Annotated in this window: 22 protein-coding genes; 7 read left to right on the top strand and 15 right to left on the bottom strand. The window is 65.6% G+C overall.

Annotated elements, in window-relative coordinates:
- Positions 1–115: 115 nt before the first annotated feature.
- Together JQ635_RS04725 and JQ635_RS39315 are read right to left on the bottom strand one after the other, a co-directional pair.
- Positions 116–1,480 (bottom strand): sensor histidine kinase, encoded by a 1,365-nt coding sequence (locus tag JQ635_RS04725; protein WP_211408702.1) that lies wholly within the window; start codon positions 1,478–1,480, stop codon positions 116–118.
- Positions 1,477–2,157: a response regulator transcription factor gene (locus JQ635_RS39315; RefSeq protein WP_211408703.1), complete on the bottom strand. Its 681-nt coding sequence runs from the start codon at positions 2,155–2,157 to the stop codon at positions 1,477–1,479. The genes JQ635_RS04725 and JQ635_RS39315 overlap by 4 nt, the downstream gene beginning before the upstream one ends.
- A gap of 342 nt (positions 2,158–2,499) precedes the next feature.
- On the opposite strand from JQ635_RS39315, the gene JQ635_RS04735 reads away from it, so the two are divergent.
- Both JQ635_RS04735 and JQ635_RS04740 read left to right on the top strand, forming a co-directional pair.
- Positions 2,500–3,387 (top strand): MipA/OmpV family protein, encoded by an 888-nt coding sequence (locus JQ635_RS04735; protein ID WP_211408704.1) that lies wholly within the window; start codon positions 2,500–2,502, stop codon positions 3,385–3,387.
- Between the two features lie 5 nt (positions 3,388–3,392).
- Entirely contained in the window at positions 3,393–4,133 is a 741-nt protein-coding gene (locus JQ635_RS04740) for a hypothetical protein (RefSeq protein WP_211408705.1), read from the top strand.
- A 3-nt stretch (positions 4,134–4,136) separates the two neighbouring features.
- On the opposite strand, the gene garD is transcribed toward JQ635_RS04740, so the two are convergent.
- The 8 genes from garD to JQ635_RS04780 form a co-directional block, all read right to left on the bottom strand.
- On the bottom strand, positions 4,137–5,678 hold the full coding sequence (gene garD / locus JQ635_RS04745) for a galactarate dehydratase (protein WP_211408706.1): 1,542 nt from the start codon (positions 5,676–5,678) through the stop codon (positions 4,137–4,139).
- Positions 5,679–5,794: 116 nt separating this feature from the next.
- The gene (locus JQ635_RS04750) at positions 5,795–7,243 is read right to left on the bottom strand and encodes an aldehyde dehydrogenase family protein (RefSeq protein ID WP_211408707.1); all 1,449 of its coding nucleotides are present in this window, start codon (positions 7,241–7,243) and stop codon (positions 5,795–5,797) included.
- A gap of 24 nt (positions 7,244–7,267) precedes the next feature.
- A complete protein-coding gene (gudD, locus tag JQ635_RS04755; protein ID WP_211408708.1) occupies positions 7,268–8,611 on the bottom strand; it encodes a glucarate dehydratase in 1,344 nt (447 codons plus the stop codon).
- Positions 8,612–8,637: 26 nt separating this feature from the next.
- A complete protein-coding gene (kdgD, locus tag JQ635_RS04760; protein WP_211408709.1) occupies positions 8,638–9,582 on the bottom strand; it encodes a 5-dehydro-4-deoxyglucarate dehydratase in 945 nt (314 codons plus the stop codon).
- A 129-nt stretch (positions 9,583–9,711) separates the two neighbouring features.
- On the bottom strand, positions 9,712–10,617 hold the full coding sequence (locus JQ635_RS04765) for a LysR substrate-binding domain-containing protein (protein ID WP_211408710.1): 906 nt from the start codon (positions 10,615–10,617) through the stop codon (positions 9,712–9,714).
- A gap of 122 nt (positions 10,618–10,739) precedes the next feature.
- Positions 10,740–12,092 (bottom strand): MFS transporter, encoded by a 1,353-nt coding sequence (locus JQ635_RS04770; protein ID WP_211408711.1) that lies wholly within the window; start codon positions 12,090–12,092, stop codon positions 10,740–10,742.
- Positions 12,093–12,496: 404 nt separating this feature from the next.
- Positions 12,497–14,449 carry a hypothetical protein gene (locus JQ635_RS04775; RefSeq protein ID WP_211408712.1) on the bottom strand — a complete coding sequence of 651 codons (1,953 nt, stop codon included), beginning with the start codon at positions 14,447–14,449 and terminating at the stop codon, positions 12,497–12,499.
- 87 nt (positions 14,450–14,536) lie between these two features.
- Positions 14,537–15,619, bottom strand: a complete 1,083-nt coding sequence (locus JQ635_RS04780; protein WP_211408713.1) for a lysylphosphatidylglycerol synthase transmembrane domain-containing protein — start codon at positions 15,617–15,619, stop codon at positions 14,537–14,539.
- Positions 15,620–16,049: 430 nt separating this feature from the next.
- On the opposite strand from JQ635_RS04780, the gene JQ635_RS04785 reads away from it, so the two are divergent.
- The 3 genes from JQ635_RS04785 to JQ635_RS04795 all read left to right on the top strand — a co-directional run bounded on the left by JQ635_RS04785 (position 16,050) and on the right by JQ635_RS04795 (position 20,774).
- Positions 16,050–16,556, top strand: a complete 507-nt coding sequence (locus tag JQ635_RS04785) for a ferritin-like domain-containing protein (RefSeq protein WP_211408714.1) — start codon at positions 16,050–16,052, stop codon at positions 16,554–16,556.
- A 295-nt stretch (positions 16,557–16,851) separates the two neighbouring features.
- On the top strand, positions 16,852–18,279 hold the full coding sequence (locus JQ635_RS04790; protein WP_211408715.1) for an MFS transporter: 1,428 nt from the start codon (positions 16,852–16,854) through the stop codon (positions 18,277–18,279).
- Positions 18,280–18,374: 95 nt separating this feature from the next.
- The gene (locus JQ635_RS04795) at positions 18,375–20,774 is read left to right on the top strand and encodes a bifunctional diguanylate cyclase/phosphodiesterase (RefSeq protein WP_211408716.1); all 2,400 of its coding nucleotides are present in this window, start codon (positions 18,375–18,377) and stop codon (positions 20,772–20,774) included.
- 3 nt (positions 20,775–20,777) lie between these two features.
- On the opposite strand, the gene JQ635_RS04800 is transcribed toward JQ635_RS04795, so the two are convergent.
- Positions 20,778–21,212, bottom strand: coding sequence for a hypothetical protein (locus JQ635_RS04800; protein WP_211408717.1), 435 nt, complete (start codon positions 21,210–21,212; stop codon positions 20,778–20,780).
- A 64-nt stretch (positions 21,213–21,276) separates the two neighbouring features.
- Between JQ635_RS04800 and JQ635_RS04805 the strand changes: the two genes are divergently transcribed.
- Positions 21,277–21,858: a hypothetical protein gene (locus JQ635_RS04805; protein WP_211408718.1), complete on the top strand. Its 582-nt coding sequence runs from the start codon at positions 21,277–21,279 to the stop codon at positions 21,856–21,858.
- A 59-nt stretch (positions 21,859–21,917) separates the two neighbouring features.
- Here JQ635_RS04805 and JQ635_RS04810 read toward each other — a convergent pair whose 3' ends face one another.
- The gene (locus tag JQ635_RS04810; RefSeq protein WP_211408719.1) at positions 21,918–23,261 is read right to left on the bottom strand and encodes a PLP-dependent aminotransferase family protein; all 1,344 of its coding nucleotides are present in this window, start codon (positions 23,259–23,261) and stop codon (positions 21,918–21,920) included.
- A gap of 186 nt (positions 23,262–23,447) precedes the next feature.
- On the opposite strand from JQ635_RS04810, the gene JQ635_RS04815 reads away from it, so the two are divergent.
- On the top strand, positions 23,448–23,684 hold the full coding sequence (locus tag JQ635_RS04815; RefSeq protein WP_183240111.1) for a DUF1127 domain-containing protein: 237 nt from the start codon (positions 23,448–23,450) through the stop codon (positions 23,682–23,684).
- Between the two features lie 955 nt (positions 23,685–24,639).
- On the opposite strand, the gene JQ635_RS04820 is transcribed toward JQ635_RS04815, so the two are convergent.
- The 3 genes from JQ635_RS04820 to JQ635_RS04830 are packed head-to-tail and all read right to left on the bottom strand — an operon-like array spanning position 24,640 to position 26,135.
- Positions 24,640–25,101 (bottom strand): hypothetical protein, encoded by a 462-nt coding sequence (locus JQ635_RS04820; protein WP_211408720.1) that lies wholly within the window; start codon positions 25,099–25,101, stop codon positions 24,640–24,642.
- A 15-nt stretch (positions 25,102–25,116) separates the two neighbouring features.
- Complete coding sequence (locus JQ635_RS04825) at positions 25,117–25,542, bottom strand: universal stress protein (RefSeq protein WP_183240113.1); 426 nt, start codon at positions 25,540–25,542, stop codon at positions 25,117–25,119.
- A gap of 56 nt (positions 25,543–25,598) precedes the next feature.
- Positions 25,599–26,135 (bottom strand): SixA phosphatase family protein, encoded by a 537-nt coding sequence (locus JQ635_RS04830; RefSeq protein WP_211408721.1) that lies wholly within the window; start codon positions 26,133–26,135, stop codon positions 25,599–25,601.
- Between the last annotated feature and the right edge of the window lie 33 nt (positions 26,136–26,168).

A 26,168-nucleotide genomic window follows, 5' to 3' on the forward strand; every position in this document is an offset into this window, starting at 1 on the left:
AACATTCCTGTTGCCGTCGGCGCACATATTGGTTGCTTGGTGCGAAAGGATGAAACGAGGAAGAAGTTTTCAGCGCCAATGTTTCCGGACGGTTTCGCGGAAGGAAGGCGACGCCTTAGTGCGCCTCCAAAGCCAAGTGCCGCGAGCTGGCCGCCGCGGTGGCCTCGGGAAAGCGCAGGCGCATCGTCGTGCCGCGGCCGGGCTCGGAGGCGATGACGAGCTCGCCGCCATGGGCGGCCATGATCTCGCGGACGATCGACAGGCCGAGGCCGGCGCCGTCGCCTGCGCTGTTGCCGGTCTGAAACGGCTCCAGCAGCTTGTGCTCCGTGCCGTCGGGCAGGCCTGCGCCGTCATCGTCGATCGAGATGCTGCCGCGGCCGAGTGTGGCGACAATGCGCCGCGCGCCACGGGCGTGGATGAGTGCGTTGCCGACGAGATTGGCGAGCGCGCTGCGGATGGCGGCGTCCACGCCCTGCACCAGGAATGGCCCTTCGTCAGCCCGCTCCAGCGCAAGCTCGATGCCGGCATCCAGCGCCGAGGGACCGAAATCGGCCAGCACGTCCAGCGTGATTTCGGCAAGATCGATCGGACGCTTTTCGATCGCGTGATTTTGCAGGCGCGCCAGGTCGAGCATGGCTGAGACCAGCGACGTCAGGCGGCGGACATCCCGCACCAGCTCGGTCTTCAGGGCCGGATCGGGCACGTCATCGATCTTCGCGCGCAGCAGCGTCAGCGGCGTGCGGAGCTGATGGGCTGCATTGCCGAGAAAGCGGCGCTGCATCCTGATATAGGCGTCGATCTCGCCGAAGGCGCGGTTCAGCGCCTCCACCAGCGGCTTCAGCTCGCGTGGGACCTCGGACAGCGATATCAGGCCTTGCGGTGCTGCAGGGTCGATCGCGAGTGCGCGAAGCGCCACCCGTTCGATGCCGCGCGTGACGAAACGTGCGGCCAGCGCCGCACCGACGGCAACGGTCGCGGCAAAGGCCAGCGCCAGCAGCATGATCGAGAAAACACTGCGGACGAGAAAGTTTCTTGCGATCCGGCCGAACCGCACTTGAGGCTCGCCGACCATCATTGTGAGCTGCAACGAACCTCGTTGCACGACGGCGAGGCAGAAGGTGCTCTTCTGGTCGAGCGTGTTGAAGACGGACGATCCGACGGGCCCGTGATAGGGAAACGCGAAGGGGAGGGCCGGCCGGCGTTCGCTGCCGTACTCGCTGACCATGTCGCCTGCGGACACGACGTACCAGAGGTTCGGGCTGTCCGCCTTCAGCTCTTCGAGGGCGCGCGTCGGGCGCACCGTCAGGCTCTGCCCTTCGATATCGGTGGCGCGGTCGAGAACGGCAACCACGACCCGGCAAGCCCTGAACTCGCGCTCCTCCATCGGATAGCGCCAGATGAAGATGCCGAGCATGATCAGGAAGATCGTCGTCGCGGCGATGCCGAGCGACAGCGCAAAGGTCCGGGCGATCGAGGTCATCGCGGCGTCGCCAGCCGCAGGATGTAGCCGATGCCGCGCATGCTGCGGATCTCGACGTCGCCGCCGAATGCGGCCAGCTTCTTCCTCAGGCGCGAGACCTGCGCTTCGAGCGTGTTGGATTCGATCTCGTCGTCGAAACCGTAGATTTCCTCGATCAGGGCGGCGCGGGTGATGACGCGGTCGCGGCGCATCAGCAGCGCTCCGAGGATCAGCGCCTCGCGCCGCCGCAGCAGGATCTTCCTGTCGGCGACCACGACTTCGTTGCTGCCGAGATGCAGCTCGACATTGCCGAGCGACAGCACCGAAGGTGCGAGCAGTCGCGGCCGCCGCAGCACGGCGCGCACCCGCGCAATCAGCTCCTGCGGCTCGAACGGCTTGCCGAGATAGTCGTCTGCGCCGCCGTTGAGACCGTCGATAACGTCCTCCTTGGCATCCTTGGACGTCAGCATGATGATCGCTGGGCGATCCGGCGACTGGCTCAGCGCCGTGACCACCTCGAGCGCATCGCCGTCGGGCAGCATCCGGTCGACGATCGCGAGATCATATTTGAAATTGTCCAGCGCCTGGCGCGCGTCGGCGATCGAGCCGACGAGGTCGACGACGCCGTGCAATTGTCCGAGCAGGCGGCTGACATAGGCGCCGATCTGCGGTTCGTCTTCGATCACGAGCGAGCGCACGCGGGTCGTCCCTGACTCTCCTGGGGCCACAGGACCCCGACGTTGACGCTCTCTGGCCGAAGTCCGGCGGTTCGGTTCGTGCGCGAGTTCCGTTTAAGGCAGCGAGCTTGGCGAATAAAAGGCAGGAACGGAGGGGGAGAACGGCTCGCGCGGTCAAAACTTGTGCCCGCGAACGCGTCTCGGGCAATGTTCGGGCAATGTTGATCCGGCTGCGCACTCCGCGCGCGGAATGTCGCGGGCACGGTTGCCCCGTTGCAATCTTGGGGCAATTTTGCCGGACCACATGCTGGGCTCCAACCACATCAGTCGACTCGGCCAGCAAGGCCGGTCCGGGGCCCCGCAATGAAGCATTTTGACGAAGCCGCTCTCCGCCTCACGGTGAATGCGCGGTGGACGACCGCCTGTCTCGCCGCACTCGGTGCGATCATGGCGGCAGCGCAATCCGCATCGGCGCAGACCGCGTTCACGCTGCCGGCCCCGCCCTTCGAGCTGCCGATGCTGCCGTCGCCGTCCGGCAACTGGACCGTCATGGTCGGCATCGGCGACGAATACACGCCTGACTTTGTGGGATCGAAGAACGGCAAGTTTCTTCCGATCCCGATCTTCACCATTCGCCGTGCCGGATCGATCGACCAGTTTCGCGGTCCGCGCGACAGCGCCAGCATCGCACTGCTCGACGTCGGCAATTTTCGCGCGGGCCCTGCGTTCAAATATGTCTCCTCGCGCAAGAGCGACAAATATGCCGAGCTGACCGGCCTCGGCGACGTCAAGGCGGCCTACGAGCTCGGCGGCTTCGTCGAATATTATCCGGTCGACTGGCTGCGCCTGCGCAGCGAGTTGCGCCAGGGCATGGGCGGCCATACCGGAACGGTCGCCGATATCTCCGCCGACGTTATCGTGCCGCTGATCCAGAGGCTGACGATTTCGGCCGGCCCGCGCTTCACCTGGAAGAGCACCAACGCGACCGCGCCCTATTTCGGCGTCGATGCCGTGCAGGCGCTGGCATCGGGGTTGCCGATGTACAATGCCAGGGGCGGCGCGCACTCGGTCGGCTTCGGCAGCCAGGTCTCCTACCGCATCAATCCGCAATGGGAGGTCCATGCCTATGTCGAATACGAGAAACTGCTCGGCGATGCCGCGGACAGCCCGCTGGTGAAGTTGCGGGGATCGTCGAACCAGACCACGGTTGGCCTCGGTGCGTCCTATTCGTTCGATTTCAGGATTCGATAGTCGTTATGCGCCGCCGTATTATTCTATCTCTTGCCATCGCGGTCGCGTCCGCTGTCCTCGGTGCCGCCGCAGCGTTCGAGACGCGCGCGACGAAGCTCCAGGCGATCAAGACCATCGGCATCATCTCGGCCATCGGTGAGGAGATGAGCCTGACGCGCGCCGGCCTGACCGGGCTTGGCAACACCGCGCAAAGCACCTCGATCAGCGCATGGGGGCTGGACGAGTTGATCGTCCAGCAGGCGACGAAGCTCTTGAGTGGACGCTTTCGCGTGCAGCCGGTGACTTACAGGCGTGCAGCGTTCGCTGCTGTCAGGGATTCAGTGGTTACGCCCTTCAATCTGCTGCGCAGCGATCCGTTCAAGGAGCTGGTTCGCAGCGATGTCGCGCCCCAGGGGCTGGATGCGTATATCATCATTACCCGCGCGAGATCGAAGCTTGGCAACGGCCGCAACGTCGAGGGCGTCGGGCTCGCCGAATACCGCACGCTGCTTGCGGATTACGGCCTGATTCACGCGCTGTACGAAGTTCGCGTCATCGACGGCAAGTCGTTCGACGTGATCGAGAAGCGGGCGGCTACGCCGCTCGACAACACCGGGACCCTGCGGCTCGCCGGCCCGAGCGGACCGGTCGACGCGACGTTTGACGGTCCGGCTTCAAGCGAGCGATTGCGCGCGGCGATTGCGGACCTGATCACGCGCAGCCTACCCGTCACGCTGGGCGACATGCACCTGATCGACGGCCAGTGACGCTCAGGTCACCGGCGCCGGATTGAACAGCGTGAGGTCGTTGTGGATGCCCCAGCGGTCCGACCACGGTTTTGTCCGGCCAGAGGCGACGTCGAGGATGAGGCGGAACAGGTCCCAGCCGCATTCCTCGATGGTCTTCTCGCCGGTGGCGATGCTGCCTGAATCGAAATCGATCAGGTCCTTCCAGCGCCGCGCCAGCTCGCTGCGGGTGGCGACCTTGATCACGGGCGCAGCCGCGAGACCATAGGGCGTGCCGCGGCCGGTGGTGAACACCTGCAGCGTCATGCCGGAGGCGAGCTGGAGCGTACCGCAGATGAAATCGCTTGCCGGCGTTGCCGCGAACAGCATGCCCTTCTGCGTCGCCTTCTCGCCGGGCGAGAGCACGCCGGTGATCGCGGAGGAGCCGGACTTGACGATCGAGCCGAGCGACTTCTCGACGATGTTGGCAAGGCCCCCCTTCTTGTTGCCGGGCGTGGTGTTGGCGCTGCGGTCGGCGCCGCCGCGGGCGAGATAGGAATCGTACCAGGCCATCTCGCGCACCAGCGCGCGGCCGACGTCCTCGTTGATGGCGCGTCGCGTGAGCAGCTGGATGGCGTCGCGCACTTCGGTGACTTCGGAGAACATCACGGTGGCGCCGGCGCGCACCAGGAGGTCTGCGGCAAAGCCGACGGCGGGGTTTGCGGTGACGCCGGAGAAGGCGTCGCTGCCGCCGCATTGCAGGCCGATCACGAGATCGGACGCCGGGCAGGTCTCGCGCTTGCGGGTGTTGAGCACCTTCAGCCGCGCCTCGGCCTGGGTCATGATCGCATCGACGATCGCACCGAAGCCGTCGAAGGCCTCGTCCTGCATGCGCACGATGGCGTTATCCACGCCTTCGGGCACCAACCGTTCGGGCGCCAGCTTCTCGCAGCCAAGGCCTACGACCAGGATCTCGCCGCCGAAGTTCGGGTTGAGCGCGAGGTTCTGCAGCGTACGGATCGGCACCACCGCGTCGGGCGCGGTGATGGCGACGCCGCAACCATAGGCATGCGTCAGCGGCACGACGTCGTCGACGTTGGGGTATTTCGGCAGCAGCTCGGCGCGGATGCGCTTGACCGCATATTCCATCGTGCCCTTGACGCATTGCACGGAGGAGGAGATGCCGAGGATGTTCTTGGTGCCGACCGAACCATCAGGATTGCGGAAGCCCTCGAAGGTGAAGCCTTCGAGCGGCGGCAGCGGCGCGGGGACGGCGGTGGAGATCTCCAGCTTGTCGAGGGCAGGGGCCTCCGGCATGCGGATGCGGGCCTCGTCCACCCATTCGCCGGCGAGGATTGGCGAGAGCGCGTAGCCGATGATCTCGCCATAGCGGATGATCGGCTGATCTTGCGCGATGTCGACCAAAGCCGTCTTGTGTCCCTGCGGCACGAAGGCGCGCAGCGTCAGTCCGCTCGCAAAGCGGGAGCCGGCAGGGAGCCCAAAATCATTGACCACGATGGCGACATTGTCGCGCTCGTTGAGCTTGATGTAGCGGGGCTGCTCTTTCGCTGCGACGTCCTGGTCCATCGCGGACTCCGGGATTTGTAGGGTGGGTTAGCGCAGCGTAACCCACCAATGTCTTCATCCTTGGAGGCAGAAGAGGTGGGTTACGCTGCGCTAACCCACCCTACGATATCAGCCTATCAGCCCGGGAACGTATAAGCCGTCTTCACCGTCGTGTAGAACTCGCGGGCATAGGAGCCCTGCTCGCGGGCGCCGTAGCTCGAGCCCTTCCGGCCGCCGAACGGCACGTGATAGTCGACGCCGGCGGTCGGCAAATTGACCATCACCATGCCGGACTCGCTGTTGCGCTTGTAGTGCGAGGCGTATTTCAGGCTGGTGGTGCAGATGCCGGAGGCGAGGCCGAACTCGGTGTCGTTGGAGATCGCGAGCGCTTCCTCGTAGTTCTTGGCGCGAATGACCGCAGCGACCGGGCCGAAGATTTCCTCACGCGCGATGCGCATGTTGTTGTTGGCCTCGGTGAACAGTGCCGGCTGGAGGTAGTGGCCGGGATTCTCGCGCTTGAGCAGCTCGCCGCCGAAGGCGAGCTTGGCGCCCTCGTCCTGGCCGATCTTGATGTAGCGCAGGTCCTGGTCGAGCTGGCTCTGGTCGACCACCGGGCCGATATGGACGCCGGCCTTGAGCGCGTCGTCGACCGACAGGCCGCTCAGGCGCTCGGCCATCGCCGCGACGAAGCGGTCGTGGATGCCTTCGGTGACGATCAGGCGGGAGGACGCGGTGCAGCGCTGGCCGGTCGAGAAATAGGAGCCGTTGACAGCGACCTCGACGGCGGTCTTGAGATCGGCGTCGTCGAGCACGACCAGCGGATTCTTGCCGCCCATTTCGAGCTGGAACTTCTTCATCGGGGTCGACAGCACGCAGGCCTGCGCGATCTTGCGCCCGGTCTGCACCGAGCCGGTGAAGGTGATCGCCGCGACATCCGGATGGTCGAGCAGGGTCTGGCCGACCACCGAGCCGGAGCCGACGACGAGATTGAACACGCCGGCGGGAATGCCGGAGCGGGTGATGATCTCGGACAGCGCATGCGCGGAGCCCGGCACCAACTCGGCCGGCTTGAACACCACCGTGTTGCCGTAGCAGAGCGCGGGCGCAATTTTCCAGGCCGGGATCGCGATCGGGAAATTCCAGGGCGTGATCATGCCGATGACGCCGACCGGCTCACGGGTGAGCTCGACGTCGAGGCCGGGACGCACCGAGGCGCCCTTTTCGCCGATCAGGCGCAGCGCTTCGCCGGCGAAGAATGCAAAGATCTGGCCGGCGCGGGCGACCTCGCCGATACCTTCCGGCAGGGTCTTGCCTTCCTCGCGGGCGAGCAGGCGGCCGAGCTCTTCCTTGCGAGCGAGGATTTCAGTCGAGATCTTGTTGAGCGCGTCGTAGCGCACCTGCGGGGTCGACTGCGCCCAGGCGGGGAAGGCGGCCTTGGCGGCGGCGATCGCCTTCTCGGTCTGCGCCTTGTCGGCCTTGGCGTATTCGCCGACGAGATCGTTGGTGTTGGAGGGGTTGATGTTCTTGGTGACGCCGGAGCCGTCGACCCATTCGCCGCCGATGAAGTTTTTAAGGATCGCAGTCATCTTTTTCCTCCAGGGGAACGCTTTTTAACGGACGAGGCAGGGACGCTTGTCGTCAAACGTCCAGCCGGGGATCAGGTCCTGCATGGCCATAGCGTCATCCCGGGCGCCGAGTCCATGCTTCTTGTAGAGCTCATGCGCGGCCTCGATGGCGGTACGGTCGATCTCGATGCCGAGCCCCGGGCGGTCCGGGACGGAGATCTTGCCGCCCTTGATCTGGAGCGGCTCTTTGGTCAGCGCCTGGCCGTCCTGCCAGATCCAGTGGGTGTCGATCGCGGTCACCTTGCCGGGGGCGGCGGCGCCGACATGGGTGAACATGGCCAGCGAGATATCAAAGTGGTTGTTGGAGTGCGAGCCCCAGGTCAGGCCGTTGTCACGGCAGGTCTGGGCCACGCGCACCGAGCCTTGCATGGTCCAGAAATGGGGATCGGCCAGCGGAATGTCCACCGCGCCGAGGCGCAGCGCATGGGAGAGCTGTCGCCAGTCGGTCGCGATCATGTTGGTCGCGGTCGGCAGGCCCGTGGCGCGGCGGAACTCGGCCATGATCTCGCGGCCGGAGAAGCCGGCCTCGGCGCCGCAGGGATCCTCGGCATAGGCGAGGATGCCGTGCATGTCCTTGCAGAGGCTGATCGCCTCGTCCAGCGACCAGGCGCCGTTCGGGTCGAGCGTGACGCGCGCGTTGGGGAAGCGCTTTGCGATCGCGGTGACGGCCTCGATCTCCTGCTCGCCGCGGAGCACGCCGCCCTTCAGCTTGAAATCGGCGAAGCCGTAATGGTCGTGGGTGACTTCCGCGAGCCGCACCACGGTCTCGGGCGTCATCGCCTCCTGGTGACGGAGGTTGAACCATTCCGGCTTGCCGGTCTCGCCCGGGACGTAGTCGAGCTTGGACTTGCGGCGGTCGCCGACGAAGAAGAGATAGCCGAGCGTCTCGACGCTCTTGCGCTGCTGGCCTTCGCCGAGCAGGGCGGCGACCGGCAAATTGAGATGCTGGCCGAGCAGGTCGAGGAGGGCGGATTCCACGGCGGTGACCGCGTGGATCATCACCCGCAGGTCAAAGGTCTGCTTGCCGCGGCCCCCGGCGTCGCGGTCGGCAAAGGCGGTCCTGATATCGGCGAGGATGTTGTTCATCGCGCCGACGGTCTTGCCGATCACGAGGTCGCGGGCGTCCTGCAGAGTCTGCCAGATCTTCTGCCCGCCCGGCACCTCGCCGACGCCGGTGTGGCCGGCATTGTCGGTGAGGATGACGATGTTGCGGGTGAAGAACGGTGCATGCGCGCCGCTGAGGTTGAGGAGCATGCTGTCGCGGCCCGCGACCGGGATCACCTGCATCGCCGTGACGACCGGTGCGCCAGAGATATTGGTCTCGGCCATCGCACGCTCCTCCCTGTTGTCTATCGTTATTCTGCAGCCTGTTGTGACGATCGTGCGGCGGGCAGCTTCTTCACCAGTGCGGCCAATTCCGCGATCTCCTGCTCGGTGAGATCGGTCAGCGGCGGACGGACCGGGCCGGAATCGCGGCCGATCACCTTCATGCCGGCCTTGATGATCGAGACCGCATAACCCTTCTTGCGGTTGCGGATCGCGATCAGCGGCAGGATGAAATCCTTGAGGCCCGCGTGGATCGCCGCATGGTCGCGCTTGCGCACGGCGGCGTAGAAGTTGGTGGCGAATTCCGGCACGAAGTTGAACACGGCCGAGGAATAGGTCGTCACGCCCATGTCGAGATAGGGCAGCGCGAAGGTCTCCGCGGTCGGCAGGCCGCCGACATAGGTCAGGCGATCGCCGAGCTTGGTGTAGACGCGGGTCATCAGCTCGATGTCGCCGATGCCGTCCTTGTAGCCGACGAGGTTCGGGCAGCGCTCGGCAAGACGCGCGAGCGTGTCGGGCTGGAGGATGGCGTTGTCGCGGTTGTAGACGATGACGCCGATCTTCACGGCGGCGCAGACCGCCTCGACATGGGCGGCAAGGCCTTCCTGCTCGGAATGGGTGAGGTAGGGCGGCAGCAGCAACAGGCCGTCAGCGCCGGCCTTTTCCGCTCCGATCGCGATCTCGCGGGCGATCGCGGTGCCGTAGCCGGTGCCGGCGAGCACGGGCACGCGGCCCTTGGTCTCGTCGACGGCGACCTTGACGACTTGCGGAACCTCGGTCGGGGTCAGCGAGAAGAACTCGCCGGTGCCGCCGGCGGCGAACAGGCCTGCGACATCATAGCCGCACAGCCAGTCCATGTTGGCGCGGTAGGTCGCCTCGTCGAAGGAGTAGTCCGCCTTGAAGGGCGTGACGGGGAAGGACAGGAGGCCCGATCCGATCTTCTGGGCCATTTCCTGCGGGGTCATCTTGCTCATGGGCGCGGCTCCCTTATTGCGTGTTGTGGAGGACGCAAGCAGAAGGCTGCGCGTCCATGCGCCGTGGTTTAGGCAACCGTTCGATGCGCGTCCAAGCCAAAGCCTATATCGACCAATGCGGATTCAGCATCAATCTTCCATCGTCTCCGCGGAGGACAATTCACCGGCGATTTTGACCAGCGCCGACAGCAACGGATTCTCGTCCGCGCGGCGCCAGACCATGAACAGCTCGACGGGGACGCGGGTGCGCAGCTTCAGGGGGCGCAGCCGCACGTCGGAGATCTTCAGGCTCGCGGCCGCGGCCGGCACGATGGCAAGGCCGAGGCCGGCGCGGACCATGGCGAGGATGGAGTGGATCTGGCTGAGATGCTGGACGTAGCGCGGCAGCACGTCGGCGCGGGTGAAGAGGGCTACCAGCAGATCGTGGAAGTAGCGGCTCTCATAGGGCGAATACATCACGAAGGGCTGGTCGTCGAAATCCTTGATGGTGATGCTTTCGGCATTGGCGAGCGGATGCTTTTTCGGGATCGCGGCGAGCAGCGGCTCGGCGACGACGCGGCGGCTGGTCAGCTCGGGCCGCGCGATCGGCGGCCGGAGCAGGCCGGCGTCGATCTGGCCGGAGGTCAGCGCCTCGAACTGGTCGCCCGACACCATCTCCTTCAGCGAGAAGTCCACCTCGGGCAGCTTGGCGCGGCAGGCAGCGACGAGCTCTGGCAGGAAACCGTAGGCGGCGGCCGCGGTGAAGCCAATCTTCAGCGAGCCGGTCTTGCCGAGCGCGATGCGGCGGGCGATCTGCGAGGCGCTCTCGGCAAGCTTGAGGATGCGCCGTGCCTCCGGCAGGAAGCTGCGTCCCGCAGGCGTCAGGCGCACCGAGCGGCTGGTACGCTCCAGCAGCGGCGCGTCGATGATGTGCTCGAGCACCTGGATCTGCCGGGACAGCGGCGGCTGGGTCATGTTGAGCCGCGCGGCGGCGCGGCCGAAATGCAATTCTTCCGCCACCGTGACGAAACAGCGGAGCTGGTTGAGGTCGAACATCGATACATGCCTTAGATGAATAAGGCGTTTCCCCGGCACTTCTAGCATCGATCATCCCCAAAACAAAGACGGCGGCTGTGAAGCCGCCGTTGAGTTGCCTGGTCAAGCTCCCATGGGAGCCCTCAGGAGGAACGCTTGAGCGTCACCCGCTCGATCTTTCCGACGATGACGAGATAGGCGAAGGCGGCCACCAGCGCGTTGAGGCCGACGAACACCAGCGCGCCGTTGAAGGAGCCGGTCGCGGCCAGGATGTAGCCGATCACGATCGGGGTGGTGATCGAGGAGAGGTTGCCGAAGGTGTTGAACAGGCCGCCGGAGACGCCGCCGGCTTCCTTCGGCGAGGTGTCGGAGACGACGGCCCAGCCGAGCGCGCCGATGCCCTTGCCGAAGAAGGCGAGCGCCATGAAGCCGACCACCAGTGCCTGTCCGTCGACATAGTTGCAGGCGATGATCGACATCGACAGCAGCATGCCGCCGACGATCGGGATCTTGCGCGCCATGGTCAGCGAGCCGGTCCTGCGCAGGATGGCATCCGAGATGATGCCGCCGAGCACGCCGCCGATGAAGCCGCACAGCGCGGGCAGCGTCGCCACGAAGCCGGCCTGCAGGATCGACAGGCCACGCTCCTTGACGAGGTAGACCGGAAACCAGGTCAGGAAGAAATAGGTCAGCGTGTTGATGCAGTACTGGCCGAGATAGACGCCGAGCATCATGCGGTTGGAGAGCAGCTGGCGGATGTGATCCCAGCCGGAGCCGGCCTCGGGCGCGCGCTCGCGCAGTTGGTCGTCCTTGGGCGCGTCGAGATCGACCAGCGCGCCGCCTTCCTTGATGTAGTCGAACTCCGCCTCGTTGATCGAGGGATGCTCCTTCGGGCCATAGATGGTCTTGAGCCAGACGAGGCCCATGACGACACCGAGCGCGCCCATCACGAAGAACACGAAGCGCCAGCCGTAGCTGTGCGCGATCCAGCCCATCAGCGGCGCGAAGATCACGGTCGCGAAATACTGTCCCGAATTGAAGAAGGCCGAGGCGGTGCCGCGCTCATTGCCCGGAAACCAGGCCGCGACGATGCGGGCGTTGGCCGGGAAGGAGGGCGCCTCCGCGACGCCGACAAGGAGGCGAAGCGCGAACAGCACGACAATGGCAGAGCCGGCGCTGAGGAAGCCGACCCAGCCCTGCATCAGCGTGAACAGCGACCAGATGATGATGCTGAACGCGTAGACGATGCGCGAGCCGTAGCGGTCGAGCAGCCAGCCGCCCGGCACCTGCGCGACGACATAGGACCAGCCGAACGCCGAGAAGATCCAGCCCATGGCGACGGGATCGAGGTGCAGCTCCTTGGAGAGTGCGGGACCGGCGATCGACAGCGTGGCGCGGTCGGCATAATTCACGGTGGTGACCAGGAACAACATGGTCACGATGAACAGCCTGACGCGAGACCTCCTCACGTCCGCTGCGGACACCACTGCGCTCATCACGCGCCTCCTTAGAACTCGAATGTTTCCTCAAGGCGAGTCCTAGAGGCGCGTGCGGCAAGGTGTCCAAGTTCAAGGCAGTATCGATTGATGCCGTTTTTGGATTGATGGAACGGCAGGTGAGGGGAACGATCGTGAAATCGTGAGAATGCGTAAGCGAGCTGGCGCTAAGCCCTCAACTGTCATTCCCCGCAAAAGCGGGGAATCCAGTACGCCGCGGCGTCTCGATTCAATCACAGTTGTCTCGGAGTACTGAATCGCCCGCCCCTGTGCGCAATTGCGCACTAGGCGGGCGATGACACCGAGCGTGTGGCGGGCAGTGCGTAGCCCGCATGAGCGAAGCGATATGCGGGGAGAGTGGTCCCGGATGTCGCTGCGCTCGTCCGGGCTACGATGTCCGTGCGCTACTGCTGCGCGCTCGGCAGCAACTGCGGCAGAAACCCGCGCGTCACGTTGGGCGGCACGGCATCGAGACCAAGCACGGCGCTTGCGGCCGGCAGTGCCGCATCCGCCATTGCGGCGTGGCCTTCGGCGCTCGGATGCACGGCGCCGCCATAGACGGCGGAGAGCACGCCCCAGGTCGCGTCGTGAATGTCGGTCGGCTGGCTCGCGGCGGGCAAGCCTTGCGGATAGGTCATCGCGGCGAAATAGCTGTCATTGGCGTCGCGGATCCAGCGCGCCCGCGGCAGGTAGGCGCGGTACTCCGAGGCACCGCGGCCGCACAGCATCGGCTGGCTCGCCGAGCTGACGATGTCGGGGTTGAAGCTCTGGCCGTTCTCGGCAAAGCAGCTGCGGTCGAATTCGGGATCGTTGCCGGAATGGGCGCAGAAGCCGTGATCGGCGAATGTGGCCTGATGCGCATCGACGAAGGTCATGCGGTCGGCTTCGGGATCGCGGCACAGCGCGCCGCGCGTGCAGGTGGCGAGGCCCTTCAGCTGCGGCAGGAACTCGGTGTCGACGAAGGTCGAGACACGGGCGAGACGCTGCGGATCGGCGTTGAAGGACGGATGGATGTCGAAGCCGGCGCGGCCGCCGCGGCAGGGCACGCCGCCGTTGGCGAGCGCAGGATTGGCGTACGACACGTAGACCACATGCGAGAGGTCGCCGCCGACCAGCGGCTTCAGCGCCTCGCGCAGCTTGACGAAATTCTGCGGCAGCTCGCGCGCCAGCGCGTCGCGGGAATCGTCGACGCTCGCCATCACGCCGGAGCGGCGGAACAGCGCCCGCTCGGTCGCGGTGTCGACGATGACGTCGGCGACGAGACCGGAGAAATAGACGTCGTTGGCGCCGACCGACAGCAGCACGAGATCGAGCGTGCGGTCCGGCTGGCGTTTCTTCGCCGCGGTGAGCGCTTCGCGCAGCTCGGCGACCTGCGCGTTCACGCTGGTGTTGCAGACGCCGGTCTTGCCGGGCGGGCATTCGCGGGCACGCTGCGAGCCCAGGAGCCCGTCGCCGATGCTGGCGCCGGTGCAGGCGAGCGGCAGAAAGGTCACTGCGATGTGGGTATAGCGCACAGCCAGCGCCAGTGCGGTGCGGGCCTGGTAGCTGTAGAGCGAGCGATGGCAGGGCGCATTGAACCACAGCGCGCTGTAGTGCTGCCAGTTGGCGAGCGTATCCGGCGCCTCACAGGCGCGCCCGCCCTTGTAGCCGGCGCGGCTCGGCCGGTAGTACTGCGCACCAGCGGTGCCGAGATAGGAGCGGAAGCAGAATCCCTCGTCCGACAGCGCCAGCGGCCGGTCCGGATTGCCTTCGCCCGAGGCGATGCTGTCGCCGAGCCCGGCGACGAAGACGTCGCGAACCTGGATCTCGGTCTGGACGCGTTGGGTCGGGTCGGAGCCGGCGGAGACATCGACGGTCGCAACCGTCTGCTTGCCGTACCGGACCCGCAAATTGACCGGCTCGGCGCAGTCGAAGGTCGATTGTTGCGGCCCGTCGCCGTCGTCGAACGACCAGGCACAGGTGGCCCCGACCGGCACCGCGCCGGCCAGGCGCACCGTGATGGGGTGGTCGATCGGCGTGAGGTAGTTTTCCTTGGTGTTGTCGCGCGTGCAGGGCTGGTTGACCCGGCCCTGCAGGTCGATGCAAAGCCGGTTGACCATGTTGCGGGCCCAGCCGCGGCCTTCGCTCTGGAGCTCCAGCGACTGCTCGGCGGCCAGAATGCTGCGGTTACGCGCGTTCTCGACATGCAGCAGGAAGTCGCGCTCCTCGCGGAACAGGCGGAAGCGGTTGCGCACCTCCCAGGAAATCTGCATGGCGCCGGTATCCTGCGCCGCCGCGCGCGGAAGCGGCAAAGCGGTCAGAATTCCGGCAAGCAGCAGGACGCTTGCGGAGAGGGTGCGAAGGGATACAGGGATCATGGCCCGCGTTTTCAACGGCAAAGTTGAGGCGGAAATAAGAGAGGATTGCCTTCCCGCCGGCAACCCCTCCGGCTCCAGATCGTGGCCTTACCGTTTATTGGCCTGCCGGAGCAGCCGTTCCCGCTCCATCGGCGTCACCTGCTTGGGCAGATTGGCCTGGGCGCAGGCCTCCGCCAGCCGCCGCCGCTCCTGCCAGGGCTCGACCACGTTCATCCACAGCTCGCGCGCGCCCATGATGGAGATGGCGAGGCCGAACGGGATCACGAAATAGAGGATGCGGAACACCAGCAGCGTGGCCAGGAGCTGCTCGCGGCCGAATTCGGGTAGCGCCAGCAGCATGGCGGCGTCGAACACGCCGATCGAGCCGGGCGCGTGGCTGGCGAAGCCGAGCAGCGTCGCCAGGATGAACACCACGGCGAGCGAGAGGAAGTCGATCGGCGGATTGGCCGGCATCAGCAGGTACATCGCCGTGGCGCAGAAGCCGAGATCGACCACGCCGATCAGGATCTGCACCAGCGTCAGCGGCGCCGAGGGCAGCACCACCTTCCAGCCCTTCTGGCCGAGCTCGCGCCGCTTCTCGCCCATGCAGAGCCAGACCAGATAAGCGCCGATCGAGGCAAGGCCCCCGAGTGCGATCAGCCGGTTGAGCGACGAGGGCAGCTGATCCATCGAGGATGCCGCATCCGGGTGGATGGCCATGCCGATCGAGAGCACGAAGATGTTACCGAGCCAGAAGGTCAGGCCCGACAGGAAGCAGATTTTTGCGACGTCGATCGCGTTCAGCCCGTAGTCCGAATAGATCCGGAAGCGGATTGCGCCGCCGGTGAACACCGTGGCGCCGATGTTGTGGCCGATCGAATAGGACGTGAAGCTGGAGAGTGCTGCAATGCGATAAGGAACGTGCTTCTTGCCGATCGTTCGCAGTGCAAAAAAGTCGTAGAAGGTCAGCGTACAGAAGGCGAAGAAGACACAGATCGCCGCCAGCCCGATGCTGCCGCGGGGAATCTCGGTTAATGCGGTCAGGATGACACCGGTATCGATGCCCTTGAGGGTCCGTACCAGCGTTGTGATCGCGAAGGCGATGATGAAGACGCTCGCGGCAATTCCGAGCCGTCGCCAGCCAATCCATCTCTTGAAGCCGCGTTTCAGCGCGGGCAGCAGTCCGTGCATTCATCCTCCCGGCGGGGGGCAAGACCGACCCGGCCGGGCATTGGCCAGTCGGGCGCGATCGTTGCCGAAGGCAAGTGTCGATCGCTAGATATGATCCAGCTCATTTAAGGCAAAAACGGTGACTTGTGCAGCCCTTGACAAGGATAGGTTCTGCGCCAGACCACCTACTTTTGTCATATGCGGTTCACATCGGACCGCGCGTTAAGCATATGAGTCGGCAGTTCGGCCCGGAACGTATGTTCACATGCCGGCATGATTTCACATCGCGCTGCCCCCGGCATTGTTCCAGCTCAAGCGATTGAGGCTTTTTTGGAACGTCGATGCCGGGTGCTCGTTAGCGCCCCATCAGCAACCGAACATGGCGGAATTCAGCGGCTATTCGTGCAAGCCGGCGCCTCCGTGTTCCCGAAACCCAATGAGGATTGGAACGATGGGACTGTTCACAAAGGACATCAAGACCATGAACGACCTGTTCGTGCACCAGCTTCAGGACATCTATTACGCCGAGCAGCAGCTCACCAAGGCGCTGCCGAAAATGGCCAGCAAGGCCACCGATCCGCAGCTGAAGCAGGGCTTTTTGACGCACCTCGAAGAGACCAAGCAACACGTCACGCGGCTCGAGGAAGTGTTCAAGATGCACGGCGTCGCCGTGAAGGCAGTCGACTGCCCGGCGATCGACGGCATCATCGAGGAAGCCGATGAGACCGCCGGCGAAGTCGCCGACAAGGCCGTGCTCGACGCCGCGCTGATCAACGCAGCGCAGGCCGCGGAGCATTACGAGATCGTGCGCTATGGCAGCCTGATCGCCTGGGCCAAGCAGCTCGGCCGCAACGACTGTGCCAGCGTGCTCGCCAAGACGCTGGAGGAAGAGAAGGCGACCGACAAGAAGCTGACGATGCTTGCCGAGAGCAAGGTGAATCTGCGCGCGGCGAGCTGATGTAAGTCTGCTCTTCCTTCTCCCCTTGTGGGAGAAGGTGGCGCGGAGCGCCGGATGAGGGGTCTCTCTCGGCGCGATCAGTGAAGATGAGTTCGCGGAGAGAACCCCTCACCCGTCTCGCCACTACGCGGCGAGCCACCCTCTCCCACAAGGGGAGAGGGTGAAGAACAAGCGCGTGACGACAACAATTCCGCGGCGACATCGATCTATCCACAACCATCCTTCGGTCATTGCCGAAGCATGATGGCGCGCCGATAGCCTATATCCCGCATGGGGCTGCAACCGAGGTGGCGGCATGCGAGCGAGCACCATCAAATATGAAGCCTTCGACGATGGAGCCGGCGCACGCCGTGCCGGCTCGCGTCTTGCGACCTCGCTGACGCTGGCCGCGATGAGCCTTGGCTATGGCGTGGTGCAGCTCGACGTCACCATCGTCAACACCGCGCTCGATGCGATGGGCAAGACGCTCGGCGGTGGGGTGGCCGAGCTGCAATGGGTGGTCAGCGCCTACACCATCGCCTTTGCCGCCTTCATCCTGACGGCTGGCGCCCTCGGCGACCGGATCGGCGCCAAGCGCGTCTTCATGGCGGGATTTGCCATCTTCACCGCGGCCTCGCTCGCCTGCGCGCTGTCGCCCAATGCTATCGCGCTGATCGCGGCACGATTGGTCCAGGGGCTGGCGGCGGCGATTCTGGTGCCGAATTCCCTAGCGCTGCTCAATCATGCCTATGGGGACGATCGGGCGCGCGGCCGGGCTGTTGCGATCTGGGCTGCCGGCGCCAGCCTGGCGCTCACTGCGGGTCCCTTTGTCGGCGGCGCGCTGATCACGCTGGTCGGCTGGCGCGCCATCTTCCTTGTCAACCTCCCGATCGGCCTCGTGGGTCTTTGGCTGAGCTGGCGCTACGCGACCGAGACCACGCGCGCGCTCTCGCGCGAGATCGATCTGCCCGGCCAGCTCGCAGCGATCGGCGCGCTGGGGGCGCTCGCCGGCGCGATCATCGAGGGCGGCGCGCTTGGCTGGGATCATCCGGCCGTGCTCGCGGCCTTCGCTGCGGCCCTGGTCGTGGGCGTGCTGTTTGTCTGGCGGGAAAGCCGCGCGGCGCAGCCGATGCTACCACTGTCGCTGTTCAGTCAGCGGCTATTTACGCTGACCGCGCTGGTCGGGCTGCTCGTCAACATCGCGATCTACGGACTGATCTTCGTGCTCAGCCTGTACTTCCAGAGGATCAACGGGCTGTCGGCGTGGTGGACCGGGCTCGCCTTCGTGCCGATGATGGCGGCGGTGCTGCCGGTCAATCTGCTGGCGCCGGTTCTCGCCGAGCGCATCGGCGCGTGCCCGACCATCGTCGTCGGCGCCTGCATCTCGGCGCTGGGCTGTCTCGGCCTGCTCGGGATCGAGGCGAACACGGGCTATTGGATGATCTGCGCGCAGATGATCGCGATCAGCGGCGGACTTGGCCTCTTGGTGCCGCCGCTGACCTCGACCCTGCTGGGCAGCGTCGAGAAGGCGCGCTCCGGCATCGCGGCCGGCGTCCTGAACGCGACGCGGCAGACCGGCAGCGTGCTCGGCGTTGCGCTATTCGGTTCGCTGGTGGCCTCGGAGGGGGCGTTCATGGCCGGTTTGCACGCATCGCTGGCGGCATCGGCCTGCGTCCTGCTGCTCGCCGCCGCCGTGATCGGGATCGGCGCGCCTTCGCAGGGGATGAACAATCCGAGCGATTGAACACATCTCCCGTTCACCATTCGGGGAAGCAGCACATAGCCGGTTACCGATCGTCCACCTCTGTCGGTTGAAGTGCGGCTCCATAGGGGCCGGCAATGTATCAAGTTCTTTACTGTCTCACCGACGAGCATGATTGGCGGTTGGTCGCGCTTGGCGGAGCGGTGTGCCTGCTGGCGAGTGCCGCAGCCATCAGCCTGTTTCACCGCGCGCGCGCGACGCGGGGCCCGGGACGCCTCGCCTGGATCACCCTGGACGCGGCCGTGAGCGGATGCGGTGTCTGGGCGACGCATTTCATCGCGATGCTCGCCTACGGGCCGGGCGGCGCCGGCGCCTACAACATCCCCGTCACCATTCTTTCGCTGATCCTTGCGATCTCCGTGACCTTCGTCGGGCTGAGCATCGCAGTGTCGTCCTCGCGCGCGGCTTGGATCGTCCTCGGCGGCGCCATCGTCGGCGGCGGTGTCGCGGCGATGCATTACACCGGCATGGCGGCGCTGGAGATGCCGGCCCGCGTGGACTGGATCGGTAGCACGGTTGCTGCCTCCGTGCTGTTCGGAGTTGTCTTTGCCGCACTCGCGCTGTTCGTCGCCGCCCGGCGCGACGACCTGTTCCATGCGCTGACGGCGACTGTCCTGCTGACGGTTGCCATCGTCGCGCATCATTTCACCGCGATGGGCGCCGTGCTGCTGACGCCGGACCCGACGCTCGCGATCAGCGGGCTCGCGGTTCTGCCTGCGTCGATGTCCTTCCTCACCGCGAGCGCCGCGGTTGCGATCATCGCAATTGCGCTCGTTGCCGCGCTGCTCGACCGCCGCGCCAAGGGCGAACTGGGACGCCAGCAACTGGTGCTGGATTCCGCGCTCGAGAACATGTCGCAGGGGCTGTGCATGTTCGATGCGGACGGCAAGATCATCCTGTTCAACGAGCGCTACGCGGCGATGCTTCGCCGCACCGACATCGCGCTCACCGGCCGTCTGCTGGTCGACGTTCTCAGGGAAGAGCAGGCCAAGGGCCAGTGGCAGGGCGACGCAGATGAATTCTTCGCGCGCCTCGTCGCCGACGCGCGCGAGGGCCGCACGACCAGCCAGGTCGTCAACCGGTTCGGCCGCTCGATCCGGGTCGTCAACCAGCCGATGCAGGGCGGCGGCTGGGTCGCGACCTTCGAGGACATCACTGAATGGCTGGAGGCCCAGGCCAAGATCACGCACATGGCACGCCATGACGCGCTGACTGGTCTGCCCAACCGCGTGCTGTTCCACGAGCAACTTGAGCACGGACTGAACCGGGCGAAGTCGGACGACCAGCTCGCGGTGCTCTGCCTCGATCTCGATCACTTCAAGGACATCAACGACTCGCTCGGCCATCCCATCGGCGATGCACTGCTCAAGGAGGTCGGCCGCAGGCTGAAGGCCACGGTCGGCGAGAGCGACACCGTGGCGCGGCTTGGCGGCGACGAATTCGCCGTGGTCCAGATCGGACGGTCGGAGGAAACCGCGGCCAGATCGCTTGCCGGCCGCCTTGTCGAAGTGATCTCGGCGCCTTACGAGATCGACGACCATCAGATCGTTATCGGCGTCTCGATCGGCATCTCGTTGTCGCCGCAGGACGGCAGCAATCCGGACGAGCTGTTGAAGAACGCCGACCTCGCGCTGTACCGTGCCAAGGCGGACGGCCGCGGCACCTACCGTTTCTTCGAAACCGGGATGGATGCGCGCGCGCAGGCGCGGCGCCTGCTGGAAATGGATCTGCGCGCGGCGCTGCAACGCGACGAGTTCCAGCCCTACTACCAGCCGATCCGCGACGTCGCCAGCGGCCGCGTCGTCGCCTTCGAAGCTCTGCTGCGCTGGAACCATCCGCAGCGTGGCCTGATCGCGCCCATCAACTTCATCCCGGTGGCCGAGGAGACCGGCCTCATCGTGCAGCTCGGCGAATTCGTGCTGCGCTCCGCCTGCACCGACGCGGCCAGCTGGCCCGACGATATCGACGTCGCCGTCAACCTGTCGCCGGTGCAGTTCAAGAGCCCGAACCTGATCGCATCCGTGACCGCGGCGCTGGCCGCCTCGGGACTTGAGGCGCACCGCCTCGAGCTCGAGATCACCGAATCCGTGCTGCTCCAGAACAGCGAGGCGACACTGACGACGCTGCACGAGCTGCGCGCCATGGGCGTGCGGATTTCGCTGGACGATTTCGGCACCGGCTACTCGTCGCTGAGCTATCTGCGCAGCTTCCCGTTCGACAAGATCAAGATCGACCGCTCCTTCGTGTCGGAGCTGGCGACGCGCGAGGATTCCATGGCGATCATCCGCGCCGTGACCGGCCTTGGCCGCAGCCTCGGCATCGTCACCACGGCGGAAGGCGTCGAGAACGACGCGCAGCTCGAGCTGCTCCGGCGCGAGGGCTGCACCCAGGCGCAGGGCTATCTGTTCAGCAAGCCGCGGCCGGCTTCGGAAGTGGCGTTGATGCTGGAACGGCCGCGGCTGCGCGCCTCGGCGTAAGGATTAGCCGCGGCGCAACGCGAAATGCGCGCCGCAGAACGCCATCACGGCGCCGAGGCACAGCGCGGCAAGCCCGGCCAGCACGCCTGATACGGTCGGGATCGGACTCGGCGCCGAGGCCACCTGGCCGGCACCCGCGAGCAGGAGCACGCCGACCGCGATCAGGAATTGCCGCATCCGCTGCGGGATCTGGCCGGAGACGGCGCTCTGCATCAGGCTCGCCGTGAAATAGCCGCCGGAGAAGCCGACGGTCGCGATCAGCCACCAGGCGATCGCCGCACCGGCCGGAATGAACTCCTGCGTGTCGGAGCGCCAGAGGCCGCCGAGGTCGAGGCCGTAGCGCGCGCCCAGCATGTGCACCGCGAGCGCGAGCAGCACGCCGGAGATCATCGCGGCGCCGAGAATCAGGCGGCGCGGAAAAAATATCGTCTCAGCCATGCCCCGCTTGTAGGATGGGCGAGGGCGATCGTGCAAGCGGATCGCGGACGGGATTGAATTCGAGATGCAGGTTTCGGGAGCCGAGACGGCCACGAGCTACGCCTACAAGGCCTCGCTGATCGGCTCGGCGCATCGCTTCGAGCTGACGGAGGAGGGGCTGTCCTGGCACATCGCCGGCCGCTCGGGCCTGTGGCGCTATGACGAGATCTCGGCGATCCGGCTGTCGTTCCGTCCGGTGTCGATGCAGCAGCATCGCTTTCGCGCCGATGTCAGCCACGCCAAGGGCGGCCGCATCGCCATCCTGTCGACGAGCTGGCAGACCGCGGCCCTGATGGCGCCGCAGGACAACGGTTTTCGCGATTTTCTCATCGAGCTGCATGCGCGGATGGCAAAGGCCGGTAGCCGCGCGGAATTGACGGCAGGTCTAGGTCGCAAGACCTATGCGGCGGTGCTGGCGTTCCTGGCGGTGCTCGCCGTGGCGATGGCGGGCCTTCTGATCCGCGCGCTCATGATCGGCGAATTCGCCGGTGTGCTGTTCATCCTCGGCTTCGCCGCGCTGTTCGTCTGGCAGGTCGGCGGCTTCGTGCGCCGCAACCAGCCGCAGAGCTACAGTTTCGATCGCGTGCCGAAAGCCTTGCTGCCCTAAAGCGTTTTCGAGCGAAGTGGGTACCGGTTCGCGTGAAGAAAACGCGTCAAATGAGATCGCTACTCCGTCGAGTCGAAATCCTCTTCCTTGGTGCCGAGCAGCGAGACGATGGTGCGCAGGCCGGAATCGAGTTGCTCAGGGGTGGGCGGGGCGAGCGCGAGCCGCACCGCATTCGGTGCATGTCCATGCGCGATCGCGAAGGTCGAGGACGGCGTCAGCGCAATGCCGCGCCTTGCTGCTGCGGCGACAAAGGTCTGCGAGCGCCAGTGCGGCGGCAACGTCAACCACAAATGATATGCGCGGGTGTCGGCCGCGATCTGGTAGCCGGCGAGCAGCCTTGCCGCGGTCTGCTGGCGGCGTGCGGCGTCGATGCGTTTCAGCCGCGTCAGCTCGGCGACGGTGCCGTCGGCCATCAGCCGCTGGCCAGACGCGAGCGCGTGGCCCGAGGCGATCCAGCCGCCGGTGCGGACCGCGCTCATCACGCTCTCGCGTAAGTGAGGCGGCGTGACGAGGATGCCGAGCGCAAGGCCCGGCGCGACCTTCTTGGACAGGCTGTCGATCACGATGCAGCGGTCCGGCCCGAGGGTGGCCAGCGGCGTGTCGTCGGCGAGGAAGCCGTAGACGGCGTCCTCGATGATGGTGAGATCGAGCTTCTCGGCAACGCGCATGATGTCGGCACGCCGCGTCGCGTTCATGGTGACGCCGAGCGGATTCTGGATGATGGGCTGCAGATACAGCGCCGACAGATGTGCCTCGCGATGCGCCTTCTGGATCGCGTCGGGTCGCGCGCCGAATTCGTCCATCGGTATTGGCACCAGCGTGATGCCGAGCCGCGCGGCGATGCTTTTGACGTAAGGGTAGGTCAGCGCCTCGACGCCGCAGCGGCCGCCGGTGGGGACGAGCGCGGCGAGCGCGGCCGCGAGCGATTGCTTGCCGTTGGCGGTGAAGACGATCTGCTCGGCCTGCGGCGCAAAATCCTTGCGCGCGAGATAGGCGGCGGCCGCATTGCGTGCGCTCTTGGTACCGGTGCTGGTGGAGACGCGCAGCGCGGATTCGAGCGCGTCGACGCGCTCGAGCCCCGCAAGGCTCTTGGCGATCATCGCCCATTGCTGTGGCAATAACGGATAATTGACCTCGAAATCGATCCGCGCATCGCGCGGCTCGCTCAGCGCCTCGACCTCGCGCCTGATGTCGCCGGAGATGAAGGTGCCGCGGCCGACCTCGCCGACCACGAGGCCGCGGCGGAGCAACTCCGTATAAACCCGGCTCGCGGTGGAGACCGCAATGCCGCGATCATAGGCAAAATTGCGCTGCGGCGGCAGCCGGTCGCCGGGCCTTAACGTGCCGTTAGAGATATCCGCGGCAATGGCATCGGCAAGCTTCACGTACTCGAACTTGGACATTATTGCACCGAGAGCAATGTTTTACTTGATCCGAGAAGTGTACTGGAGCATTTAAGTTCCATCAAGTTCCGCGATTGAGCCGAGGAGAGCGAGAGCAATCCGACGGCAAATGAGGTGCAGACGCTGACAGCGTCCGCGCCAACGGCACCTGCTTCGCCGCGCGGGACAATACGCCGGAGAAGAAGAATGACCACGATCTCGCAAACTGCCGGGCGGAGTTTACGCCCATCCTCGTCGAGCGGATTTTTTGGCACGCTCGTCACCGCCGCCTACGCGCTGTTCGACCGCCTGGAGCGCCGCTCCGCCGTCAAGACCCTGAACGAGCTCGACGACCGCGCCCTGCGCGACATCGGCATCAATCGCAGCCAGATCGAGGACGCCGTCTACGGGCAGTTCAAGACCGAGCTGTCGCGGTATCTGTGAGCCTCTCGTGTCCCCGACGCAGCGCGCGAGCGTTGCGGCGCTGAGCCGGGACCCAGAGAGCCACGGCGCTCGCTGCAGCATGGGCCCCGGCTCAGCAGCGCACCGCTGAAGTAGCGCTGCGCTGCGTCCGGGGCACGAAACCCAGTTTTCGCGCACACTTGCCTCGACATCGTCATTGCGAGCCAACGGGTCCGCGCGAAGCGCGGCCCGATGACAGGCTCCGCGAAGCAATCCAGAATCCCACCGCGGAAAGACTCTGGATTGCTTCGCTGCGCTCGCAATGGCGGAGTGTGTGGTTGGTACCATCGTTCCTTTCGCTCGCGTCTCAATCGCAGACACACCTTCGCATCCTCGCGGCTCATGTCGCCCGAGCTTTGCGTCGTCGCCTTGCCCCCAATGAAAGAGGGCGCAGGGAAGGCCGGGAGCCGGCTGGCACCCGCGGTCCACTGTGCGAAGTTTGCAGTCAGAAAATCTGCACAGCGGCATACAGGTGAAGCCAGGACATCCCGGCCTTCCCTGCGCAGTGGTTTTACGGTTTATGTCGCGCTCTCCCCGGGGAGCGATGCACTATTGCCCCCGTCGCCGTGCGGATGACTGATGCGCGTGCCCGGTCGGGCCGCCGCATCACCGCAAGACTTGGCGCACAGACCCCGGGCGCCAGGACCACACGATTTGGCCGTACGCTAGAATCACATCGGTCGTGTGCGCGAGGTCTTTGCTCACAGTTGCCTGCCCTGCAAAACCCTTCGCGCCGATGTGGCCAGCGTCCACCGCCGTCCGGCCCGCGTTCGTGACGATCGCGATACGCCCCTCTTCCTTGGGCCGGAGTGTGCGCACTATCCGCTAATTCCGAATTTCGGTAAAGTGGAATATTTTAGCGACGCCGCATGGACCCACAGCTGGCGTGTTTTGCCCGCCGGGCAACGCAAGGTCTTGTAGCAACGTGCTGCCGGGATCAGGCGATCGCGACATGGTCCCAAATGCCGCCATAAGGTCGATCGTCCTCGGACCGGCCGGGCTCGCGGCGAGGCCTTGTTGACGCACCACGTTCGCGCCGATGTCGCAGGTCCAGCCGCTGCGCATGGGCGGCGACGCTGCCCGCGAACGTGACGATACGTGCCGCCGCCTGTTTGACGACGAACAGGATCGTCGCGACGCGGCTCAGCACGCCGAGCAGGATGAGCACCGAGAAGATGTCGATATAGGCGAGGAAGTCGCCGACCAGGATCAGTTCCGGCGGAATCGGGATCCTGTGGTAGTAGGCGAGTACGATGATCGCTACGGGGATGAAGGCGATCACCTTCCGCACCGTCAGCCTGTCCAGCAGTGCGGCCAGTTGTACGACCAGCACCTCCCATAGCGCATCGCCGATCGCGAGCGGGACCTCGTAAGTCCATCTCCGCCACCATTGCTTCACGACATTGCTCCGAGTTCAGTGCCTGACCACCAGCACCGAGCACTTGGCGTAGCGCACGACGTGCCCGGCGTTGGAGCCGAGGAAATACGTGCGCATCGCCGGCCGGTGCGAGGTCATCACGATCAGGTCGGCCTTCATGTGCACGGCCTCTTCCAGGATCTCGTGGTAGATGCCGCCCTGGCGTACCACGCTGGAGATGCGGGAAGCGTCGATGCCGGATTCGCGCGCGACGATGGCGAGGGCTTCCTCCGAGGTCTGGCGCTGCTGCTCGTCGAAATCGGCCGGCACGTATTCGGCCAGCATCACCGGCGTCATCGGCAGCACGTTGAGCAGGCGCACCGTGCCGCTCCAGGTCTGCGACAGCGTTGCCGCGGTCGCGATCGCCGGCTTGGCGAGGTCGGTGTCGGCGAGGTCGATGGGCACGAGGATGGACTTGAACATCTGCGCCTCCCTATTGATCAAGCTGATCAACCGGTCGAGACGGCGCCCGCGCGTCTCTAGCCCGATCGAAGCAGCTTGGGGCTGACGAACAGCACCAGCTTGCCGCGGCGGTAGGCCACGTCCCCCCAATCCTTGACGTCAAAGTCGAAGATCGCAAGCCCCGCCGTGGGCAGGTTGTGGGCGAGCGCCTTGGCGCCGGCCGGATCGCCGCCGCCGATCAGCATCAGGGCGATCTCGTGCATGCCGGGATTGTGGCCGACCAGCAGCAATCGCTTCGGATCGGCGGGAATCGTTGCAGTGCGAATGGCCTCCAGGATCTGCGCGGGATGGGCGCCATAGAGCTCCGGCAGGACCTCGACCTGCGGCGCCGGGACGCGGTCCTTCATCGTATGCCAGGCGATGTCCCAGGTCTGCCGTGCCCGGACGGCATGCGACACCAGCACGGCATTGGGGAAGGGCGGATGGGAGGCGATCCAGTCGCCCATCTGCGCGGCATCCTTGTGGCCGCGGTCGTCGAGGCGGCGATCCTGGTCACGGCCGCTTGGCGCGTCAGTCTCTGTCTTGGCGTGACGCAGCAGCATCAAACGGCGCATGGCATTCTCGAATCGTTCCACGTTCGGGATAAT

It is taken from the genome of Bradyrhizobium iriomotense (genome assembly GCF_018130765.1).
Lineage (GTDB): Bacteria > Pseudomonadota > Alphaproteobacteria > Rhizobiales > Xanthobacteraceae > Bradyrhizobium > Bradyrhizobium iriomotense_A.

Bases quoted from the DNA above. Each gene is read 5' to 3' on its own strand.
- JQ635_RS04725 (WP_211408702.1), bottom strand. From the start codon at position 1,480: ATGACCTCGATCGCCCGGACCTTTGCGCTGTCGCTCGGCATCGCCGCG.
- JQ635_RS04735 (WP_211408704.1), top strand. From the start codon at position 2,500: ATGAAGCATTTTGACGAAGCCGCTCTCCGCCTCACGGTGAATGCGCGG.
- JQ635_RS04740 (WP_211408705.1), top strand. From the start codon at position 3,393: ATGCGCCGCCGTATTATTCTATCTCTTGCCATCGCGGTCGCGTCCGCT.
- garD (WP_211408706.1), bottom strand. From the start codon at position 5,678: ATGGACCAGGACGTCGCAGCGAAAGAGCAGCCCCGCTACATCAAGCTC.
- JQ635_RS04750 (WP_211408707.1), bottom strand. From the start codon at position 7,243: ATGACTGCGATCCTTAAAAACTTCATCGGCGGCGAATGGGTCGACGGC.
- gudD (WP_211408708.1), bottom strand. From the start codon at position 8,611: ATGGCCGAGACCAATATCTCTGGCGCACCGGTCGTCACGGCGATGCAG.
- kdgD (WP_211408709.1), bottom strand. From the start codon at position 9,582: ATGAGCAAGATGACCCCGCAGGAAATGGCCCAGAAGATCGGATCGGGC.
- JQ635_RS04765 (WP_211408710.1), bottom strand. From the start codon at position 10,617: ATGTTCGACCTCAACCAGCTCCGCTGTTTCGTCACGGTGGCGGAAGAA.
- JQ635_RS04770 (WP_211408711.1), bottom strand. From the start codon at position 12,092: ATGAGCGCAGTGGTGTCCGCAGCGGACGTGAGGAGGTCTCGCGTCAGG.
- JQ635_RS04775 (WP_211408712.1), bottom strand. From the start codon at position 14,449: ATGATCCCTGTATCCCTTCGCACCCTCTCCGCAAGCGTCCTGCTGCTT.
- JQ635_RS04780 (WP_211408713.1), bottom strand. From the start codon at position 15,619: ATGCACGGACTGCTGCCCGCGCTGAAACGCGGCTTCAAGAGATGGATT.
- JQ635_RS04785 (WP_211408714.1), top strand. From the start codon at position 16,050: ATGGGACTGTTCACAAAGGACATCAAGACCATGAACGACCTGTTCGTG.
- JQ635_RS04790 (WP_211408715.1), top strand. From the start codon at position 16,852: ATGCGAGCGAGCACCATCAAATATGAAGCCTTCGACGATGGAGCCGGC.
- JQ635_RS04795 (WP_211408716.1), top strand. From the start codon at position 18,375: ATGTATCAAGTTCTTTACTGTCTCACCGACGAGCATGATTGGCGGTTG.
- JQ635_RS04800 (WP_211408717.1), bottom strand. From the start codon at position 21,212: ATGGCTGAGACGATATTTTTTCCGCGCCGCCTGATTCTCGGCGCCGCG.
- JQ635_RS04805 (WP_211408718.1), top strand. From the start codon at position 21,277: ATGCAGGTTTCGGGAGCCGAGACGGCCACGAGCTACGCCTACAAGGCC.
- JQ635_RS04810 (WP_211408719.1), bottom strand. From the start codon at position 23,261: ATGTCCAAGTTCGAGTACGTGAAGCTTGCCGATGCCATTGCCGCGGAT.
- JQ635_RS04815 (WP_183240111.1), top strand. From the start codon at position 23,448: ATGACCACGATCTCGCAAACTGCCGGGCGGAGTTTACGCCCATCCTCG.
- JQ635_RS04825 (WP_183240113.1), bottom strand. From the start codon at position 25,542: ATGTTCAAGTCCATCCTCGTGCCCATCGACCTCGCCGACACCGACCTC.
- JQ635_RS04830 (WP_211408721.1), bottom strand. From the start codon at position 26,135: ATGCGCCGTTTGATGCTGCTGCGTCACGCCAAGACAGAGACTGACGCG.